The sequence below is a fragment of the Mesorhizobium sp. BR1-1-15 genome (assembly GCF_020165475.1).
In the GTDB taxonomy this organism is placed as follows: Bacteria; Pseudomonadota; Alphaproteobacteria; order Rhizobiales; family Rhizobiaceae; genus Mesorhizobium.
Window position 1 is genome coordinate 97,010 of the sequence record NZ_JAIUIF010000014.1, and the last position, 18,117, is coordinate 115,126.

Annotated in this window: 15 protein-coding genes; 4 read left to right on the forward strand and 11 right to left on the reverse strand. The window is 63.0% G+C overall.

Features of this window, described 5'->3' with window-relative positions; all coding sequences use genetic code 11:
• Positions 1–218 precede the first annotated feature (218 nt).
• The 3 genes from tam to LB541_RS21985 all read right to left on the reverse strand — a co-directional run bounded on the left by tam (position 219) and on the right by LB541_RS21985 (position 3,947).
• Positions 219–1,034 carry a trans-aconitate 2-methyltransferase gene (gene tam, locus LB541_RS21975; protein WP_140521228.1) on the reverse strand — a complete coding sequence of 272 codons (816 nt, stop codon included), beginning with the start codon at positions 1,032–1,034 and terminating at the stop codon, positions 219–221.
• A gap of 82 nt (positions 1,035–1,116) precedes the next feature.
• The gene (gene ettA, locus LB541_RS21980) at positions 1,117–2,766 is read right to left on the reverse strand and encodes an energy-dependent translational throttle protein EttA (protein WP_140495150.1); all 1,650 of its coding nucleotides are present in this window, start codon (positions 2,764–2,766) and stop codon (positions 1,117–1,119) included.
• A gap of 173 nt (positions 2,767–2,939) precedes the next feature.
• Positions 2,940–3,947 (reverse strand): ribonuclease T2 family protein, encoded by a 1,008-nt coding sequence (locus LB541_RS21985; RefSeq protein WP_140623110.1) that lies wholly within the window; start codon positions 3,945–3,947, stop codon positions 2,940–2,942.
• Positions 3,948–4,134: 187 nt separating this feature from the next.
• On the opposite strand from LB541_RS21985, the gene LB541_RS21990 reads away from it, so the two are divergent.
• From LB541_RS21990 to LB541_RS22000, 3 genes are all read left to right on the forward strand, one after another.
• Entirely contained in the window at positions 4,135–5,067 is a 933-nt protein-coding gene (locus tag LB541_RS21990) for an alpha/beta fold hydrolase (protein WP_140672409.1), read from the forward strand.
• An 80-nt stretch (positions 5,068–5,147) separates the two neighbouring features.
• Positions 5,148–6,320 (forward strand): CaiB/BaiF CoA transferase family protein, encoded by a 1,173-nt coding sequence (locus tag LB541_RS21995; RefSeq protein ID WP_140664775.1) that lies wholly within the window; start codon positions 5,148–5,150, stop codon positions 6,318–6,320.
• A complete protein-coding gene (locus LB541_RS22000; protein ID WP_224619591.1) occupies positions 6,317–7,966 on the forward strand; it encodes a thiamine pyrophosphate-binding protein in 1,650 nt (549 codons plus the stop codon). The genes LB541_RS21995 and LB541_RS22000 overlap by 4 nt, the downstream gene beginning before the upstream one ends.
• 87 nt (positions 7,967–8,053) lie before the next feature.
• Here LB541_RS22000 and LB541_RS22005 read toward each other — a convergent pair whose 3' ends face one another.
• The 5 genes from LB541_RS22005 to LB541_RS22025 form a co-directional block, all read right to left on the reverse strand.
• A complete protein-coding gene (locus LB541_RS22005; protein WP_140521232.1) occupies positions 8,054–8,503 on the reverse strand; it encodes a CHRD domain-containing protein in 450 nt (149 codons plus the stop codon).
• Between the two features lie 184 nt (positions 8,504–8,687).
• A complete protein-coding gene (locus LB541_RS22010; RefSeq protein ID WP_140521233.1) occupies positions 8,688–9,659 on the reverse strand; it encodes an ABC transporter substrate-binding protein in 972 nt (323 codons plus the stop codon).
• 38 nt (positions 9,660–9,697) lie between these two features.
• Complete coding sequence (locus LB541_RS22015; RefSeq protein WP_140739526.1) at positions 9,698–10,852, reverse strand: ABC transporter permease; 1,155 nt, start codon at positions 10,850–10,852, stop codon at positions 9,698–9,700.
• Positions 10,849–11,727, reverse strand: a complete 879-nt coding sequence (locus tag LB541_RS22020) for an ABC transporter permease (RefSeq protein WP_140495135.1) — start codon at positions 11,725–11,727, stop codon at positions 10,849–10,851. Before LB541_RS22020 ends, LB541_RS22015 begins: the two co-directional genes overlap by 4 nt.
• Before the next feature lie 367 nt (positions 11,728–12,094).
• Complete coding sequence (locus LB541_RS22025) at positions 12,095–12,886, reverse strand: ABC transporter ATP-binding protein (RefSeq protein WP_140495131.1); 792 nt, start codon at positions 12,884–12,886, stop codon at positions 12,095–12,097.
• Positions 12,887–13,016: 130 nt separating this feature from the next.
• Here LB541_RS22025 and LB541_RS22030 point away from each other — a divergent pair, with 130 nt between their 5' ends.
• Positions 13,017–13,421, forward strand: coding sequence for a cupin domain-containing protein (locus tag LB541_RS22030; protein ID WP_140495129.1), 405 nt, complete (start codon positions 13,017–13,019; stop codon positions 13,419–13,421).
• 328 nt (positions 13,422–13,749) lie between these two features.
• On the opposite strand, the gene hydA is transcribed toward LB541_RS22030, so the two are convergent.
• The 3 genes from hydA to LB541_RS22045 form a co-directional block, all read right to left on the reverse strand.
• Positions 13,750–15,201, reverse strand: a complete 1,452-nt coding sequence (hydA, locus tag LB541_RS22035) for a dihydropyrimidinase (protein ID WP_140495127.1) — start codon at positions 15,199–15,201, stop codon at positions 13,750–13,752.
• A 64-nt stretch (positions 15,202–15,265) separates the two neighbouring features.
• Positions 15,266–16,516: a Zn-dependent hydrolase gene (locus LB541_RS22040; protein ID WP_140495126.1), complete on the reverse strand. Its 1,251-nt coding sequence runs from the start codon at positions 16,514–16,516 to the stop codon at positions 15,266–15,268.
• Positions 16,517–16,583: 67 nt separating this feature from the next.
• Complete coding sequence (locus tag LB541_RS22045) at positions 16,584–17,912, reverse strand: aspartate aminotransferase family protein (RefSeq protein WP_140495122.1); 1,329 nt, start codon at positions 17,910–17,912, stop codon at positions 16,584–16,586.
• Positions 17,913–18,117: the final 205 nt, after the last annotated feature.

Here is an 18,117-nt window from a genome sequence, read left to right on the forward strand (position 1 = left end):
CAGTCCGTCCCATCCGCAGGCGTTCAGGGGCTTTGATGTGGGCGTAAGGGAGGCCCGGCGCAACCCTTGTCGCATTGAGCCGGTTTATGCCAGCTTAAACCGGTTCCCGCGTCCCCTCACCATGCGCACAGTTTGGTGTTAGTCTGTGAGTTGTTCCAGCATGCGCCGTCGTCGCGGCTGCACACGAACTGCCCCGGCTCCTCATCGACGTTGGTCGTTCAAGCCCGCTTGGCGACAATGAAAATGCGCGGGAAACGCAACAGCACCTTGCCATTTGCGGTCTTCTTATAGGCCTTGGCGATCTTGGCCGTGTAGCTTTCGAGGAACAGCATCTTCTCGTCCGCATCGAGCGGGTCGACAAAAGGCTTCAAGCCCGTCGACTTCACCCATTCCACGATCGCCCCGGCGTCGGCCAGCGGATGGTTATAGACCGTGTGCCAGATGTCGAGCCGGTCCGAGAGCGGCGACAACAGATCATAATAGAACGACACCGGCGGCAGCGGCGCGCGCGCCGCCCCTTTCAGCTTGGCTGCGAACGGCATTTCGGCGGCAGTCTCGCGCATCAGCCTGTGGGAATCCTCGCCCATATTGTCTGGCATCTGCACGGCGAGCGCGCCGCCGGGCGCAAGAAAACCCATCAGCCGCTGGAAGACATCAGGATGTTCCGGCAGCCACTGGAACACGGCATTGGCGAAGATCACATCGACCGGTTGAGCCGGCGCCCATGTCGAGGCATCGGCAAGGTCGAAGCTGACATTGGGCAGGCGTGCCCTAGCCTTCTCGATCATGTCGGGAGACGTGTCGAAGCCGCTCACCTGTGCATCCGGCCAGCGCGCGACCAGAAGCTCCGTCGAATTGCCCGGCCCGCAGCCTATGTCGACAACCCTGCGGGGGAAGTCGACCGGCACCTGCGCCACCAAGTCGCGCGCAGGACGCGTGCGCTCGTCCTCGAACTTCAAATATTGGGCGGCGGACCAATCGGGCTTTGCTGGGCTGTTCAACGGTAAGACCTCGCGGCGGTTGCCACCTTCCATGACCGGCGCGACAAGCCGGCTATCCCAATTGGATGACGATCCCGTCGTCGCCGACCCGGAACCGCCACTGCAATAACGGCCCTTACCGCGTCAGCCTCTTATGCGTCATGCGGTGCGGGGCCGCCGCCTCCGCGCCCAGGCGGCGAAGCTTGTCCTTCTCATACTCCTCGAAATTGCCTTCGAACCATTCGACATGCGCGTCGCCCTCGAAGGCGAGCATGTGGGTCGCCATGCGATCGAGGAACATGCGGTCGTGGCTGATGATGACAGCGCAGCCGGCATAGGCTTCCAGCGCGTCTTCGAGCGCGCTCAGCGTCTCGGTGTCGAGGTCGTTGGTCGGTTCGTCGAGCAAAAGCACATTGCCGCCGCCTTTGAGCATCTTGGCCAGATGTACGCGGTTGCGTTGGCCGCCCGAAAGGTTGCCGACCTTCTGCTGCTGATCGCCGCCACGGAAGTTGAAGGACGAGCAATAGGCGCGGCTGTTGACCTCGTGCTTGCCAAGCTTGATGACTTCGGCGCCACCGGAGATTTCTTCCCACACCGTCTTGTTCGGGTCCAGCGCGTCACGGCTCTGGTCGACATAGCCGAGCTTGACCGTCTCGCCGATGCGGATCGACCCCGCATCAGGCTTTTCCTGGCCAGTGAAGGTCTTGAACAGCGTCGTCTTGCCGGCGCCGTTCGGGCCGATGACGCCGACAATGCCGCCCGGCGGCAGCCTGAACGACAGGTCCTCGATCAAAAGCTCATCGCCGAAGCCCTTGGTGAGCCCTTCAACCTCGATGACGACATTGCCGAGGCGCTCGCCCGACGGAATGACGATCTGCGTGTCGGTCGGCTTGCGATTCTGCGACTGCTCGACCAGTTCCTCATAGGCCTTGATACGGGCCTTGGACTTGGTCTGGCGCGCCTTCGGCGAGGATTGGATCCACTCACGCTCGCGCCAGATCGACTTCTGGCGGGCGTCGTCCTCGCGGCCTTCCTGGATCAGGCGTTTGGCCTTGGCGTCGAGATATTTGGTGTAGTTGCCCTCGTAAGGGATGCCACGGCCGCGATCGAGCTCGAGGATCCATCCCGTGACGTTGTCGAGGAAGTAGCGGTCGTGGGTGATGATCAGCACCGAGCCCGGATAGTCGCGCAGGTGCTTTTCCAGCCACGCCGTGGTCTCGGCGTCGAGATGGTTGGTCGGCTCGTCGAGCAAAAGCAGGTCGGGCTGTTCCAGGAGCAGCCGGCACAGCGCCACGCGGCGGCGCTCGCCGCCCGACAGATTGGTCACCTCGGAATCGGCCGGCGGGCACTGCAGCGCGTCCATCGCCATCTCGACCTGCTGCTCGAGGTCCCAAAGGTTGAGCCGATCCATCTCGTCCTGGAGCTTGGCCGACTCGTCTGCCGTCTCGTCGGAATAGTTCATCATCAATTCGTTGTAGCGCTCGATGATGGCGGTCTTCCTGCCGACGCCGTCCATGACGTTTTCACGCACGGTCTTGCTGTTGTCGAGCTGCGGCTCCTGCGCCAGGTAGCCGACCGTGGCGCCTTCGGCCAGCCACGCCTCGCCCTGGAACTCCTTGTCGAGCCCGGCCATGATGCGCAGGATGGTCGACTTACCCGAACCGTTAGGACCGAGAATGCCGATCTTGGCGTCCGGGTAGAAGGACAGATGAACGTTATCGAGCACCTTCTTGGTGCCGTAGGCCTTTGACAGGCCTGACATGTGATAGATGAACTGGCGTGCCACGCGCGCTTTCCCTGAAAAACTGACTGATTTGTCGATCTGAATGGAGGTTGGCCGCTATGTAGGCGATGCGGAGCCGAACGGCAATCGCTTTCGCCGCATCGAACCGATCACAGGCCGCACAACAACGGGCGTTGGCGCCCCGGCCTGCCTGCCGGCTGGAATGAGCTCAGGACCTACTGGAACCCGATTGCGTCGACGGTTCCGGTCGGGCAACCGGCCTTGTTGGTCGGCACCGAGGCCAGCAGCAGGTCCTTGAGCGAGCTGTTTGGGCCGATCGGACCGGCAAGGCCAAGCGTCAACTCTCCGATCAGCCGCCGGCCGCTCGACGGATCGATGACGCAGGAGACGCGCACGCGATCGCCGGCGCCGGCGCCAAAGGCCTGGTCGAAGGCGCCGCGGATCTGATCCGCCGTCAGCTTGCCGCCGATGTTCTTGGCGAAGAGATCGCGCACCGCTGAGCCGTTCACCGCACGCATCAGGCCGAGTGCGTCGGAAAAGTACTCCTGCTGGTTCTTGCCGTAGCAGGTGCCGTGCTTGATCCATTCATGCCGCTCCAACTGCGAAGCGGTGCCCGGCATAACCTTGTCGAGTTCCGCGCGCGTGCCGGCGTCCAAATCGACAGGCGGAAGATCCTTCCAGTGCGCCGGACTGTCGTTGGCCTTGTCGCTGGCCGGTACCTGGCAATAGAAGTTCCCGTTCGGCTGAGGCCACAGGCCGTGCAAGGTGAAGTTGCTGGCATCGAATTCATTCGGGTTTTGTGCCTTGCATTCGCTCTTGCTGGACTTGGTCTCGCAAAAAGCCGGCTGCCAGCTCAGCGCGAAGACATATTCGGGTTTTCCTGACGCCGCCGGCTTGCCCGGCCCGCCGGGGGTCGCCGGCAGCGTTGCTGCGCTGCTGCCGGAGAGATGTCCGCAACTGACCTTCACCCAGCGCCGATCCGGATCTGCGCCCGGCACCAGAATGAGATAGTGCGTCGGCGCATCCTTGTTGCCCGCCAGCAGTTGATAGCTCTGTCCGGCATCAGTCGAGACATTGCCGGGATTCTTGCCGTTCTTGATGGCTTGCGTCGCCGGACAGGAGGCGTCGGCAACGAAGGTGCCACTCATCCTGACGTCGGCATGGGCCGCACCCGTTAACGATGCCGCCAACATGGCCAATCCGAAAACAACAGCAATGCGCATGGGGAATCCCTGGATGAAAAAGGTGGGCGACAGACTGAAGCTGTCTCCATGTCAGAATTGCGATATTCCACCGGCCAGATGCAAGAAACATCATCGCGAGAAATCCGGAATGGCGGATTGACGCTGAACCGGCCCCGGCGCAAACAAGGCCGGCGCCACCGAGGCGGGCCAGGGTGGAAATCACTGAATGTCATTCAGCCAGCAGCGCATGGTCCGTTCGCCGACCGGCGCCGACCTCAATCTTCTGGTCCGGCAGGCCGACGGCCATCCGCGCGCCGTCATCCAGATCAATCACGGTCTGGCAGAACATGCGGCGCGCTATGATCGTTTTGCCGATTTCCTGGGCGCGCGCGGCTTTAGCGTCTATGTTCACGATCATCGCGGCCATGGCGCAACGAAGGCGCCCGACGCACCGCTGGGCAGGTTCGCGCATGAGGACGGCCCCGCCAAGGTCATCGCCGATGTCGGCGCCATCCATGATCTCATCGCCGGGGAGCAGCCGGGCCTGCCCGTCATCCTGTTCGGCCATTCGATGGGCGCGTCCGTGGCGCTGAACTTTCTCCTGGCCCATTCGAACCGCGTTCACGCCGCCGCCATCTGGAATGGCAATTTTTCAGCTGGCCTGCTCGGGCAGGTGGCGCTCGGCATCCTTGCATGGGAAAGGATGCGGCTCGGCTCGGACGTCCCATCGCGCCTGCTGCCGAAACTCACCTTCCAGGCCTGGGGCAAGGCGGTGCCCAACCACCGGACCTTGTTCGACTGGCTGTCACGCGACGGGGCCGAGGTCGACAAATACATCGCCGACCCGCTATGCGGCTGGGGCGCCTCAGTGTCGATGTGGCGCGATGTCGTCCAGATGGCGCTCAATGGCGGCAGGGACGCAGCTTTTGCCGGCGTTCGGCGCGACCTGTCCCTCAGCGTCGTGGGGGGCGAAAAAGACCCTGCCTCGGATTATGGCAAAGGGATCATCCAGCTTGCCGGACGCATGCGCAAAATGGGCTTTTCGAATCTCGTTTCAAAGGTTTACAGCGAGACCCGCCACGAAAGCCTGAACGAGGTGAATCGCGACATCGTCATGGACGATTTCGCGGCATGGGCCGAGACGATCCTGACGCGATGAAGCGTTGGCCCATTGCAAGAGCCGTGACAGCGGCAATCTCTGTTGATAGAGGCTTCGGTTCCGACCAATTCTGGTGATTTATGGCTGAGCCCCCGCTGAAAGGCGTCCGCGTCGTCGAACTCGCCCGCATCCTTGCCGGGCCTTGGGCCGGGCAGTTGCTTGCTGATCTCGGCGCCGACGTCATCAAGGTCGAAAGCCCTGACGGCGGCGACGACACCCGCAAATGGGGCCCGCCCTTCGTAATGGGCAAGGATGGCGAGAACCTGTCGGCCGCCTATTACCATTCCTGCAATCGCGGCAAGCGCTCCATCGCCATCGATTTTTCGACACCGGAGGGCGCCGAAACCGTGCGCCGGCTGGTGGCAACGTCTGACGTGCTGATCGAAAACTTCAAGCTTGGCGGCTTGAAGAAATACGGGCTCGACCATGAGAGCCTGCGCAAGATCAATCCGCGCCTCGTTTATTGCTCGATCACCGGCTTCGGCCAGGACGGTCCTTACGCGCCGCGCGCCGGCTACGACTTCATCATCCAGGGCATGGCCGGCATGATGTCGATCACCGGCGAGGCGGGACGCGAGCCGCAGAAGGCCGGCGTCGCCATCTCGGACATCTTCACTGGCCTCTATTCCGTCATCGCCATCCAGGCGGCACTTCGCCACGCCGAAAAAACCGGCGAAGGCCAGCACATCGACATGGCATTGTTCGACACCCAGATCTCGGCGCTCGGCAATCAGAACCTCAACTATCTCGTCTCCGGCAAGTCGCCTGTGCAGATGGGCAACGCGCATATGAACATCGCGCCCTACGAGGTGCTGCCGGTCCGGGACGGTCACATCATCCTGGCGGTCGGCAATGACGGCCAGTTCGCCAGGTTCTGCGCGGTGGTCGGGCTGGACGAATTGCCCGGCAATCCCGATTTCGCCACCAATCCGGCCCGCGTCGCCAACCGGGCGGCGCTACGCGAGCGGATCGTCGAGGCGCTGAAGACCAAGGATCGCGACCCGCTGCTGGCCAAGCTGGAAGCGGCCAGCGTGCCGGCGAGCCCGATCAACACGATCGGACAGATGTTCGCCGACCCGCAGGCGATCGCGCGCGGCATGCGGCTCGATCTCGACGACGGCCATGGCAATCTTCTGCCCTCGGTTCGCGCACCGATGATCATGTCCGAAACACCGCTCGTCTATGAGCGCCCCTCGCCCCGCCTGGGCGAACATACTGACGAAATCCTTGCCGAACTGGAGAGAGCAAAATGAAAACCGGCGGACAATTGATCGTCGACGCGCTCGAGGCCAACGGCACCGACCGTATCTTCTGCGTGCCAGGCGAATCCTACCTCGCGGTGCTCGACGCGCTGCACGATTCGGCGATCCGCACCATCGTCTGCCGCCAGGAGGGTGGCGCCGCCATGATGGCCGACTGCCAAGGCCGCCTGACCGGCAAACCCGGTATCTGCTTCGTCACCCGCGGCCCCGGCGCCACCAATGCCTCCGCCGGCATCCATATCGCCATGCAGGATTCAGTTCCCGTGATCCTGTTCATCGGCCAGGTCGCCAGCCACGCCAAGCAGCGCGAGGCCTTCCAGGAAGTGGACTATGTCAGGTTCTTTGGCGACATCGCAAAATGGGTGGTAGAGATCGACGATGCGTCGCGTATTCCCGAATTCGTCACCCGCGCCTTTGCCGTGGCGACCTCCGGACGCCCAGGTCCCGTCGTCATCTCGCTGCCGGAAGACATGCTGACCGGTGTCGTCGATGCACCGGCCGCGATCGCCTACACCCCGGTCGAGACCAGCCCCGCCGAAGCCGAACTCGACCGGCTCGAGGCGCTGCTCAATGCCGCCAAACGACCGATCGCGATCCTGGGCGGCACACGTTGGGATTTCCAGGCTGTTCAGGAAATCACCCGCATCGCCGAGGCGTGGTCGCTACCGGTCGGCTGCTCCTTCCGCCGCCAGATGCTGTTCGATCATCTGCACCCGAACTATGCCGGCGATGTCGGCATCGGCATCAACCCGAAGCTGGCGACAGCAATCAAGCAGGCCGATCTGGTGCTGCTGATCGGCGGCCGCATGGGCGAGATGCCGTCCTCGGACTATACGCTGCTGAAGAGCCCCTACCCTGACCAGACGCTGGTCCATGTCCACCCCGATGCCGGCGAACTAGGCCGCGTCTACCGTCCAACGCTGGCGATAAATGCCTCGCCCGCCGCCTTCGTGCGCGCCTTCGCCAAACGGAAGGGACCGGCATCGCCGGGCTGGGCGGCGGAGACGGCAAAGCTGCATGCCGCCTATCTCGACTGGTCGACGCCGCCGGAAAGCGGTCCGGGCGCCGTCCAGATGGGGCCGATCATGACCTATCTCGAAACGGTGCTGCCCGACGATGCCATCCTGACGAACGGCGCCGGCAACTACGCCACGTGGGTGCACCGCTTCCATCGCTTCCGCCGCTTTGTCACACAGGGCGCGCCGACCTCAGGCTCGATGGGTTACGGAACGCCGGCGGCGGTAGCGGCCAAGGCGCTTTATCCGGATCGCACCGTAGTCGCTTTCGCCGGCGACGGCTGCTTCCTGATGAACGGGCAGGAATTCGCCACCGCCGTGCAATACGGGTTGCCGATCATCGTCATCGTCGTCAATAATGGCATCTACGGCACCATCCGCATGCACCAGGAGCGTGAATACCCCGGGCGGGTGGTGGCCACGGACCTCAAGAATCCGGACTTCGCCGCCCTGGCGCGTGCCTATGGTGGCCATGGCGAAACGGTGGAGAAAACCGCCGACTTCGCCCCTGCCTTCGAGCGTGCTCGCGCCAGCGGCAAGCCGGCAATCGTCGAGATCCGGCTCGATCCGGAGGCAATCACCCCGACCCGAACGATGACGCAGATAAGAGACAAGGCCTGAAAGTCGGTTTCCGGCAGGAGAAAGGGCGGCGCTGTCCCGCAAAGCTTTCGCAAGCAAATACGGGCGCGCGCCCCGAGCGACGTCGCGTTACATCGCCGCCGCCGCCTTTTCGATCTGACCGCGGATCTCGCCGTCCTTGTTGGCCGCGGTGTGTATGTTGACGTAATATTTGCCGGCCTCCAGATCGGTCACCTGCGTATCGGTCAATGTCGCCGATCCCTTGATCGGGCTCTTGAGTTTTTTGAACGGGATTACGGGGTCCGCATTTTCCCCCTTCGCGGCCGGGCCATGAATATGTGCGGCCGTCGCCGGCCCGCTGAGGCCGGAGTATTTGACGTTCCAACTGAGTTTCTTCTTGGCGGTGTCAAAGGTGAATGTGGCGGTTCCCTTGCCCTTGGTAGTGACGGGTGGGCTCTGCTGGCTGCCATCGAGCGTCGCCTTGAACTTCATCATGTCGGCCAGGGCCGGCGACGCGAACAGGAAAGCGGTCGAAATGGCCAGCGCCGAAAGCGTCGGCAAGACGGTCTGTGTGCGCATGAAGAACCTCCGATTGGCTGTAGCATCCGCCGTGGCTCCCCGCACGCGCATGCCTCCGACGCAACGCTCGGCCGCCCCAATGTATCCAGGCACACGCTTTTGTGATTTGGCCGCATGAAAAAGGGGCGGTCGCCCGCCCCTCCAACATCGTCCATCAAGCCCCGTCACGAGGCCGCTTTGAGGCCTACTTGATCGCCTTGTCGGTGATCGCGGTGGTATAGGCGCCCTTCGGCTCCTTGGTGATGATCTTCTGGTCGAGCAACGCCTTGGCGGTACGCTCATAGGTCGCTGGGTCGAGCTTGCCGTCGGCATTGTCGATGAGCTTGGCGACTTCGCTCATCATACGCTTCTGGTGGTTCTCGTCCTGGCCGCCACCGTCCATGACGATCTCGGCCGCTTCGTCATTGTTGTCGACGGCGTATTTCCAACCCTTCATCGAGGCGCGCACGAAACGCACCATCTTGTCCTCGAAGGCCGGATCCTTGAGCTTATCCTCCGAGGCATAAAGCCCGTCCTCGAGCAGGTCGTTGCCCATCGCCGAGTAGTTGAACACGGTGAGCTGCTCCGGCTTGTAGCCGGCGTCGATCAGCTGCCAAAATTCATTGTAGGTCATGACCGAGATGCAATCCGCCTGCTTCTGAATCAGCGGCTGCACGTCAAAGCTCTGCTTGAGAACGGTGACACCATCCGGGCCGCCATCGGTCTTGAGGCCAAGCTTGTTCATCCAGGCGTAGAACGGATATTCGTTGCCGAAGAACCAGACGCCGAGCGTGTGGCCCTTGAAGTCGGCTTCGGTCTTGATCGGGCCGTCTTTCGGGCAGACCAGTTCCATGCCGGCCTTCTTGAACGGCTGGGCGATGTTGACCAGCGGCACGCCCTTTTCGCGGGCTGCCAGCGCGCCGCCCATCCAGTCGACGATGACATCGGCGCCGCCGCCGGCGATCACCTGCTCGGGCGCAATGTCGGGACCGCCCGGCTTGATGTCGACGTCGAGACCCTCGGCCTCGTAGAAGCCCTTCGCCTTGGCGACGTAATAACCGGCAAACTGGGCCTGCGTGACCCATTTCAGCTGCAACGTCACCTTGTCGGCAGCCATTGCCTGGAACGCGGCCAGCGACATCGCGCCGGCCAGTACAGGAATAATCAGTCTTTTCATTTTTTTCCCTCTGGAGTTAGTGCCCAAACCCACCGCCCCTATCCACCACGGACAGAGGGATGCCAAAACGTGACGGCTCTTTCGACAAGAGCGACCACCCCATAAAAGACCGAACCCGCAAGGGCTGCAACTGCGATTTCGGCCCAGACCATGTCGATGTTCATCCGTCCGACTTCGGTCGAGATGCGGAAGCCCATGCCGACGACGGGCGTGCCGAAGAACTCGGCGACGATGGCGCCGATCAGCGCCAGCGTCGAGTTGATCTTCAGCGCGTTGAAGATGAAGGGAGCGGCGGCCGGCAGCCTGAGCTTGATAAGCGTCGGCCAGTAGCCCGACGCATAGGTGCGCATCAGGTCGCGCTCCATATGGCCGGACGCGGCCAGACCGGCGACGGTGTTCACCAGCATCGGGAAGAAGGTCATGATGATGACGACAGCCGCCTTGGACTGCCAGTCGAAGCCGAACCACATCACCATGATTGGCGCCACGCCGATGATCGGCAGCGCCGAGACCATGTTGCCGATGGGCAGCAGGCCGCGCCGCAGGAATGGCACCCGGTCGGCGAGAATCGCCGTGACGAAGCCGGCGCCGCTGCCCACGACATATCCGAAGATCACCGCCTTGAAGATGGTCTGCCGGACATCGGCGCCAAGGATCGGCAGCGAACTGGCGATGCGCGCGCCGATGGCGCTCGGCGGCGGCAACAGGATGAACGGGATGCCGGCGCCACGCGTCACCGCTTCCCAGATGATCAGGATCCAGGCGCCGAAGATGGCGGGGATGATCAGGCGCAGCGCCGTGCGCATCCAGCTTGCGGTGGGGTGCAGTCCCGATAGCACCGCGACGCAGCGCCAGCCAAGCAGCCAGGCGGCCGTGAGCAGCACGAAATACGGCGCCAGTGCCGTGCCTTCGAAACCAGCGATACCTGAGATCAGCAGCCAGGCGACGAGGTGGGCGCCGACAAACAGTACGACCGCTTCCACAAAGCGCGAAATCCTGATCATCGAGACCAGGGCCGTCAGCATGGCAAGGCCAAACATCAGGCCCTTCGTTCCGAGATAGGGATAGTTGGCGCTGGTTGTCGGGTCCGCTAGCGCCGCCGCTTCCGGCTTCGACATGGCGCCGAGTGCGACCGCCATCAGGCACAGCACGATGGCCAGCACAGCCTGCCAGGAAGGCTTCAGCCGGTTCATGCCGGCCTCCCGCCCATGGCGCGGTCGACGAGGCGCCCGGCAATGCCGACCACCATGACCAGCAGCGCGGCCACGATCGAGCCCGCGACAAGCGCCGACCAGATGTCGATGGACTGGCTGTAATAGGCGCCAGCGAGCAGCTTGGCGCCGATGCCGGCGACGGCGCCCGTCGGCAGTTCGCCGACAATGGCGCCGACCAGACTGGCCGCCACCGCCACCTTCATCGAGGTGAACAGGAACGGCACCGAGGCCGGCACGCGCAGCTTCCAGAAGGTCTGCGCACGGCTGGCATTGTAGGTGTGCATCAGGTCGAGATGCATGATCTCGGGCGAGCGCAGGCCTTTCACCATGCCAACCGTCACCGGGAAGAACGACAGATAGGTCGAAATCATCGCCTTCGGGATCAGGCCGGTGATGCCGATCGCCGCCAGCACCACGATGATCATCGGCGCCACCGCCAGGATCGGGATGGTCTGCGAGGCGATGATCCATGGCATCAGGCTGCGGTCGAGCGTCGCCACATGTACGATGCCCACCGCGATGATGATGCCGAGCGCCGTGCCGAAGGCAAAGCCCAGCAGCGTCGAGGACAGCGTCACCCAGGCATTGTAGACCAGGCTGCGGTTCGAAGTGACGTTGCGCAGGAACGTGTTCTCGAAAAAGTTCACCGCCACCTGGTGCGGCGCCGGCAGCGTCGGCTTCGGCTGCGAGAGCGTCTTGCCGATGAACTCGACGGTGCCGGGCGTTTCGTTGGCACGTTGGTCGAGATCGCGCTGGAACGGCGTGTTGAGTATGACGGCGAAGACGTACCAGAGTACGACCACGCCGGCGAGGATGGAGGTTACCGGGATGACCTTTGAGCGGAAGGTGTCCATCTAGCGCCGCCCTTCTCCTCTCCCCACCGGGGAGAGGGTGGCCGGAGCGAAGCGGAGGTCGGGGGCCCTTGCCTTCGTCATCCTAGGGCGAAGCAAGGAGCGAAGCGACGCGGCGCAGACCCTAGAATTCATGCCGTTACCTCTCCGCTCCGCGACCATTCGGAATATGGCTCCCTCCGCGCCGCTTAGCCTGCCGAATATTCTCGACTGTTTGCGCCTTTCGGCAGGCGTCACGGCATGGATCCTAGGGTCTACGTATGCCGCTTCGCGGCTACTCCGCCCTAGAATGACGAAGGCGTAGGTGGCCGCTCCTTCGTGAGGTGGAGGCGCCTTTCGGGGCGCTGCCGCCAGTCCATCCTGCCCCCGCTCAATCATCATAGCTGTGCCCTGCCCTTAAGCCGTCTCGCACCCGTGCGGCGATCGCCAGGAACTCCGGCGTCTCGCGGATGTCGAGTGGCCGCTCCTTCGGCAGCGTCGATTCGATGACGTCGCTGACGCGGCCCGGACGCGGCGACATGACGACGATGCGCGTCGATAAATACACCGCCTCGGGAATGGAGTGCGTGACGAAGCAGATGGTCTTGTTGGTGCGCGCCCACAATTGCAGCAATTGCCCGTTGAGATGGTCGCGCACGATCTCGTCCAGCGCGCCGAACGGCTCGTCCATCAACAGAAGGTCGGCATCGAAGGCGAGCGCGCGAGCGATCGAGGCGCGCTGCTGCATGCCGCCGGAAAGCTGCCAAGGATACTTCTTCTCGAAGCCGGAAAGGTTGACGAGATCGAGCGTGCGCCTGATCCGCTCTCCCTGCTCCGCCCCGGACAGACCCATGATCTCCAGCGGCAGCGCGACGTTGCGCTCGATGGTGCGCCAGGGAAACAGGGCGGCGGCCTGGAAGACATAGCCGTAGGCGCGTTTCTCGCGCGCCTGTTCTGCTGTCATGCCGTTGACCGAAATGGTCCCCGAGGTCGGCTTCTCAAGATCGGCGATGACCCGCAGCAAGGTCGTCTTGCCGCAGCCCGACGGCCCGATGAAGGAAACGAACTCACCCTTGCCGATGGTCAGGTCGACATTGGACAGCGCCTGTACCGGCCCGTCATTGGTCTGGAAGGTCAGGCCAAGCTTGCTTGCCGCGACGACGGCTGGCGAAATCCCCGTCATCGGCCGCGGCCTGCCTGTTCCTGCCCCTTTAGTGCCGGCCCGATTCCGATTGCTTTTATCGCGATGTTGTTTTCCACTCGCCCAGTCCCATTGGTCTTGTTCCACTCATTCGACGCCCGGAGTTTCCCCGATGTCGCCTCAACCCACTTGCCATCTTATCCGCCCTGAAAGCTCTTATGAAGGCAAGCAGGGATTGACCTATTTCGCCGGTATCGCCACCGAGTCGGTCGGCTCATCTGGTATCTGCATGCATGTGCTCACCATGCCGCCCGGCGCCCGCGCTAAGGCGCATCTGCATGAGAACCATGAAACGGCGATCTACGTGCTCTCCGGCGAGGTCCATACCTGGTACGGCGACCGGCTTGAGAACCACATCGTCGCCAAAGCCGGCGACCTCTTCTACATTCCGGCCGGCGTGCCGCATCTGCCCGCCAATCTGAGTGGGGCCCCGTCTTCGGCCGTCATTGCCCGCACCGATCCCAAAGAGCAGGAAAGCGTCGTCCTGCTGCCGGAACTGGATGCATTGGTCGCCTGAAGCCGGCCTTGCGGGGCTAAGCGCCCATCGGCCAATTGCTTGAGGTTTGCGCTGCCCCTCATCGCCCTGCCGGGCACTTCTCCCCGTATAGGGACGAGGAGAAGGACGATTTCGCGAAGGATTTCGCCGATTTCCAGCGTTGCCGGAAAGGGCGCCAAGATTGCGTTCAGTTCCCTTCTCCCCGTCCCTATACGGGGAGAAGGTGCCGGCAGGGCGATGAGGGGCAGCACCAACTTCGGCAATCATCAGCACCCGGAAACTTCCCCGCAGACGGTGCCGTCCTTGTCGGCGATCATCAGTTTCTTGGCGCTTTTCGAGCTGCGCAAGCTCAAACCCCAGTCGCCGGAATGCCTGTCCGCTCCACCTTGCGCGGCGCGGTGATCTCCTTCCAGGTCGACAGTGCCCGGTTAACCGCCGCGTTCGGCTCGCGGCCAACGAACTGGCCATGGCCAGGCTTGGCCTTCACCTCGGTCTCCTCGATCGACAATTCGCCACGCGAGAAGACATAGCGCGGCAGGCCTGTCACTTCGACGCCTTCGAAGACATTGTAGTCGATGACCGACTGCTGCTTCTTCGAAGAAATGATCTTCTTGCGCTTGGGATCCCACACGATGATGTCGGCATCCGCGCCTTCGACAATGGCGCCCTTTTTCGGGTACATGTTGAGGATCTTGGCTATGTTGGTCGAGGTTACGGCGACGAATTCGTTCATCGTCAGCCGCCCGGTGTTGACGCCCCTGGTCCACAGCACCGGCATGCGATCCTCGAGGCCGCCCGTGCCGTTCGGGATCTTGGTGAAATTGCCGACGCCGAAGCGCTTCTGGTCCGTGGTGAAGGCGCAGTGGTCGGTCGCCACCACCTGCAACGATCCCGCCTGCAGGCCGGCCCACAGCGAATCCTGGTGTAATTTGTTGCGGAAGGGCGGGCTCATCACGCGGCGCGCCGCATGGTCCCAGTCCTTGTCGAAATACTCACTCTCGTCCAGCGTCAGGTGCTGGATCAGTGGCTCGCCGAACACCCGCATGCCTTTCTGACGCGCCCGGCGGATGGCCTCGTGCGCCTGCTCGCAGGAAACATGCACGACGTAGAGCGGCACGCCGGCCATGTCGGCGATCATGATGGCGCGGTTGGTCGCCTCGCCTTCCACTTCCGGCGGGCGCGAATAGGCGTGCCCCTCCGGGCCATTGTTGCCGGCGGCAAGCAGCTTCTGCGAGAGCGCCGCGACCACGTCGCCATTCTCGGCATGCACCAGCGGCAGCGCGCCGAGCTCGGCGCAGCGCTGGAACGACGCATACATCTCGTCGTCGTCCACCATCAGCGCGCCCTTGTAGGCCATGAAATGCTTGAACGAGGTGATGCCCTTGTCGACGACGGTGGCCATCTCGTCGAACACCTGCTTGCCCCACCAGGTGATCGCCATGTGGAAGGAATAATCGCAGGACGCCTTCGAGGTCTTGTTGTCCCACATCTGCAAGGCCTCGAGCAGCGACTGCTGCGGCGACGGCAGGCAGAAATCGACCACCATCGTCGTGCCGCCGGCTAGTGCCGCGCGCGTGCCGGACTCGAAATCGTCGGCCGAATAGGTGCCCATGAACGGCATTTCGAGATGAGTATGCGGATCGATACCACCTGGCATGACATAACAGCCGGTGGCGTCGAACTCATGGTCGCCGTGTAGGTCGGAGCCAATGGCGACGATCTTGCCGTGCTGCATCAGCACGTCGGCCTTCCATGTGCGGTCGGCGGTAACGATGGTGCCGTTTCTGATGACTTTGGTCATTTTTCTCGTTCCCTTGTTCCTTCGCGCTTCTTGCGAGCAGCGTTTGGAAATCCAGCTTTCCAGCTTACTCCACGATGACCGCTGTCTCCACCACGGCATGGAACAGCACGTCGGCTCCTGCCGCCGCCCATTCCTTGGAGATCTCCTCGGCCTCGTTGTGGCTGAGACCGTCGACGCAGGGGCACATCACCATGGCGGTCGGCGCGACGCGGTTGATCCAGCAGGCGTCGTGGCCCGCGCCCGAGACGATGTTGCGGTGCGTGTAGCCGAGCCGGTCGGCGGCATCACGGATCGCCTTGACGCAGCCCTTGTCAAAGGTGACCGGATCGAAATGGCCGACCTGCTCGATCTTGTACTGGATGTCGAGCGCCTCGCATATCGTGTCGATGCCTTCGCGGATGCGCCCATCCATGGCGTCGAGCACTTCCTTCTCCGGCGAGCGGATGTCGATGGTGAAGACCGTGCGCCCGGCGATGATGTTGCGCGAGTTCGGATAGACTTCCATGTGGCCGACCGCGCCGACGGCGTCCGGCTGGTAGTCCATGGCAATCTCGTGCACCAGTTCGATCACGCGCGCCATGCCGAGCCCGGCATTGCGGCGCTTGGGCATCGGCGTCGAGCCGGTATGCGCCTCCTTGCCGGTCAGCGTCACCTGCAGCCATTTCAGCCCCTGTCCATGGGTGACGACGCCGATGTCGATGCCTTCGTCCTCGAGGATAGGCCCTTGCTCGATATGCAGTTCGAAAAAGGCGTGGATCTTGCGATCGCCGACCTTCTCCGTGCCCTTCCAGCCGATGCGCTCCAGTTCCTCGCCGAATTTCTTGCCGTTCTTGTCCGTATGCTCGTAGACGTCGGCCTGGTCGAGCACACCGGCGAATACGCCGGACGCCATCATCGCCGGGGCAAAGCGCGAGCCTTCCTCGTTGGTCCAGTTCGTGACCACGATCGGATGTTTGGTCTTGATGCCGAGATCATTGAGCGAGCGCACGACTTCCAAGCCGCCGAGCACGCCGAGCACGCCGTCATACTTGCCGCCGGTCGGCTGCGTGTCGAGATGGCTGCCGACATAGACCGGCGGCAGGCTGGGGTCGGCGCCTTCGCGCCTGGCAAACATGGTGCCCATCTCGTCGATGCCCATTTCGAGCCCGGCGGCATCGCACCAGCGCTTGAACAGATGCCGGCCCTCGCCGTCCTCGTCGGTCACGGTCTGGCGATTGTTGCCACCGGCAATGCCGGGGCCGATCTTCGCCATCTCCATGATGGAATCCCACAAACGGTCTGAATTGATTCGCAGATTCTCGCCGGGTGCGGCCATTCAAAACCTCTCCAATTGCGTGGCGTTCCCCTCCCCCTCGAGGGGAGGGATATCCGCGCCCAGTTCTTCAATCGATCGACCTCAGTACCTCACGCACATGATCGATCAGTTCGTTGATCTGGCCCTTGGTGATGATCAGCGGCGGCGACAGCGCGATGATGTCGCCGGTAGTGCGGATCAGCGCGCCGCGCTCGAACGCCTTGACGAAGGCCGAGAAGGCACGCTTGGTCGGCTGCCCGGCGATCGGCGCCAGCTCGATCGCACCGATCAGGCCGATGTTCCTGATATCGATGACATGCGGCTCGCCCTTCAGCGAATGCAGCGCGTCTTCCCAATAGGGCGCCAGTTCCTCGCCGCGTGTGAGCAGGCCCTCTTCCTTGTAGGTGTCGAGCGTGCCGAGCGCCGCGGCGCAGGCGATCGGATTGCCGGAATAGGTGTAGCCGTGGAAGAACTCGATCATGTGCTCGGGGCCGGTCATGAAGGCGTCGTGGATTTCCTTCTTCACGAACACCGCGCCCATCGGGATGACGCCGTTGGAGACGCCCTTGGCGGTGGTCATGATATCAGGCGTGACGCCGAAATAATCGGCCGCGAACGGCGCGCCAAGACGGCCGAAACCGGTGATGACCTCGTCGAAGATCAACAGAATGCCGTGCTTGGTGCAGATTTCGCGCAGCTTCTGCAAATAGCCCTTGGGTGGCAGGATGACGCCGGTGGAGCCAGCGACCGGCTCGACGATGACGGCCGCGATGGTCGAGGCGTCATGGAGCGCAACGATGCGCTCCAGCTCGTTGGCAAGCTCCGCGCCATGTTCCGGCACGCCCTTGGAGAAGGCGTTCTTCTCCGGCAGGTGGGTGTGCGGCATATGGTCGACGCCGCCGAGCAGCGTGCCGAACATCTTGCGGTTGGTGACGATGCCGCCGACCGAGATGCCCCCGAAATTGACGCCGTGATAGCCGCGCTCGCGTCCGATCAGACGGGTGCGCGAGCCCTCGCCCTTCACGCGGTGATAGGCGATCGCCATCTTCAATGCGGTCTCGACCGATTCCGAACCGGAATTGGTGAAGAACACGTGATCCATGCCCTTCGGCGCGACGTCGACCAGGCGGTTGGCCAGTTCGAACACGATCGGGTGGCCCATCTGGAAGGCCGGAGCGTAGTCGAGCTCGGCGGCCTGCTGCTGGATCGCCTCGGTGATCTTGGGCCGGCAATGGCCGGCATTGACGCACCAGAGGCCGGCGGTGCCGTCCAGCACCTTGCGGCCATCGCTGGTCGTGTAGTGCATGTCCTTGGCGGACACGAACATGCGCGGCGCCTGCTTGAACTGCCGGTTTGCCGTGAACGGCATCCAGAATGCACTGAGATCGTTCGGCGTGACTTTCAGCCGGTTGGACATGACCAAGACTTCCCCTTGTAACCTGTTTCGGTACGTCCAACGCTTGGTCTTTGCCGCGCTTTCGTGCTACGCAAATTTTTGACCGATTGGACAAACGTTAGCACCGCCCTGTCGGCGGTCAAGGGATTACTAGCGGAAATGCGGCTCCTGAAGTGCGTTCCACAGGCCGGGGAAAAACTGGTCCAGAGAATTGGGCCAGACCGCT

Excerpts from the sequence above, each read along its gene's own strand:
- tam (WP_140521228.1), bottom strand. The coding sequence starts at position 1,034 with ATGGAAGGTGGCAACCGCCGCGAGGTCTTACCGTTGAACAGCCCAGCA.
- LB541_RS21985 (WP_140623110.1), bottom strand. The coding sequence starts at position 3,947 with ATGCGCATTGCTGTTGTTTTCGGATTGGCCATGTTGGCGGCATCGTTA.
- LB541_RS21990 (WP_140672409.1), top strand. The coding sequence starts at position 4,135 with ATGTCATTCAGCCAGCAGCGCATGGTCCGTTCGCCGACCGGCGCCGAC.
- LB541_RS21995 (WP_140664775.1), top strand. The coding sequence starts at position 5,148 with ATGGCTGAGCCCCCGCTGAAAGGCGTCCGCGTCGTCGAACTCGCCCGC.
- LB541_RS22000 (WP_224619591.1), top strand. The coding sequence starts at position 6,317 with ATGAAAACCGGCGGACAATTGATCGTCGACGCGCTCGAGGCCAACGGC.
- LB541_RS22005 (WP_140521232.1), bottom strand. The coding sequence starts at position 8,503 with ATGCGCACACAGACCGTCTTGCCGACGCTTTCGGCGCTGGCCATTTCG.
- LB541_RS22010 (WP_140521233.1), bottom strand. The coding sequence starts at position 9,659 with ATGAAAAGACTGATTATTCCTGTACTGGCCGGCGCGATGTCGCTGGCC.
- LB541_RS22015 (WP_140739526.1), bottom strand. The coding sequence starts at position 10,852 with ATGAACCGGCTGAAGCCTTCCTGGCAGGCTGTGCTGGCCATCGTGCTG.
- LB541_RS22020 (WP_140495135.1), bottom strand. The coding sequence starts at position 11,727 with ATGGACACCTTCCGCTCAAAGGTCATCCCGGTAACCTCCATCCTCGCC.
- LB541_RS22025 (WP_140495131.1), bottom strand. The coding sequence starts at position 12,886 with ATGACGGGGATTTCGCCAGCCGTCGTCGCGGCAAGCAAGCTTGGCCTG.
- LB541_RS22030 (WP_140495129.1), top strand. The coding sequence starts at position 13,017 with ATGTCGCCTCAACCCACTTGCCATCTTATCCGCCCTGAAAGCTCTTAT.
- hydA (WP_140495127.1), bottom strand. The coding sequence starts at position 15,201 with ATGACCAAAGTCATCAGAAACGGCACCATCGTTACCGCCGACCGCACA.
- LB541_RS22040 (WP_140495126.1), bottom strand. The coding sequence starts at position 16,516 with ATGGCCGCACCCGGCGAGAATCTGCGAATCAATTCAGACCGTTTGTGG.
- LB541_RS22045 (WP_140495122.1), bottom strand. The coding sequence starts at position 17,912 with ATGTCCAACCGGCTGAAAGTCACGCCGAACGATCTCAGTGCATTCTGG.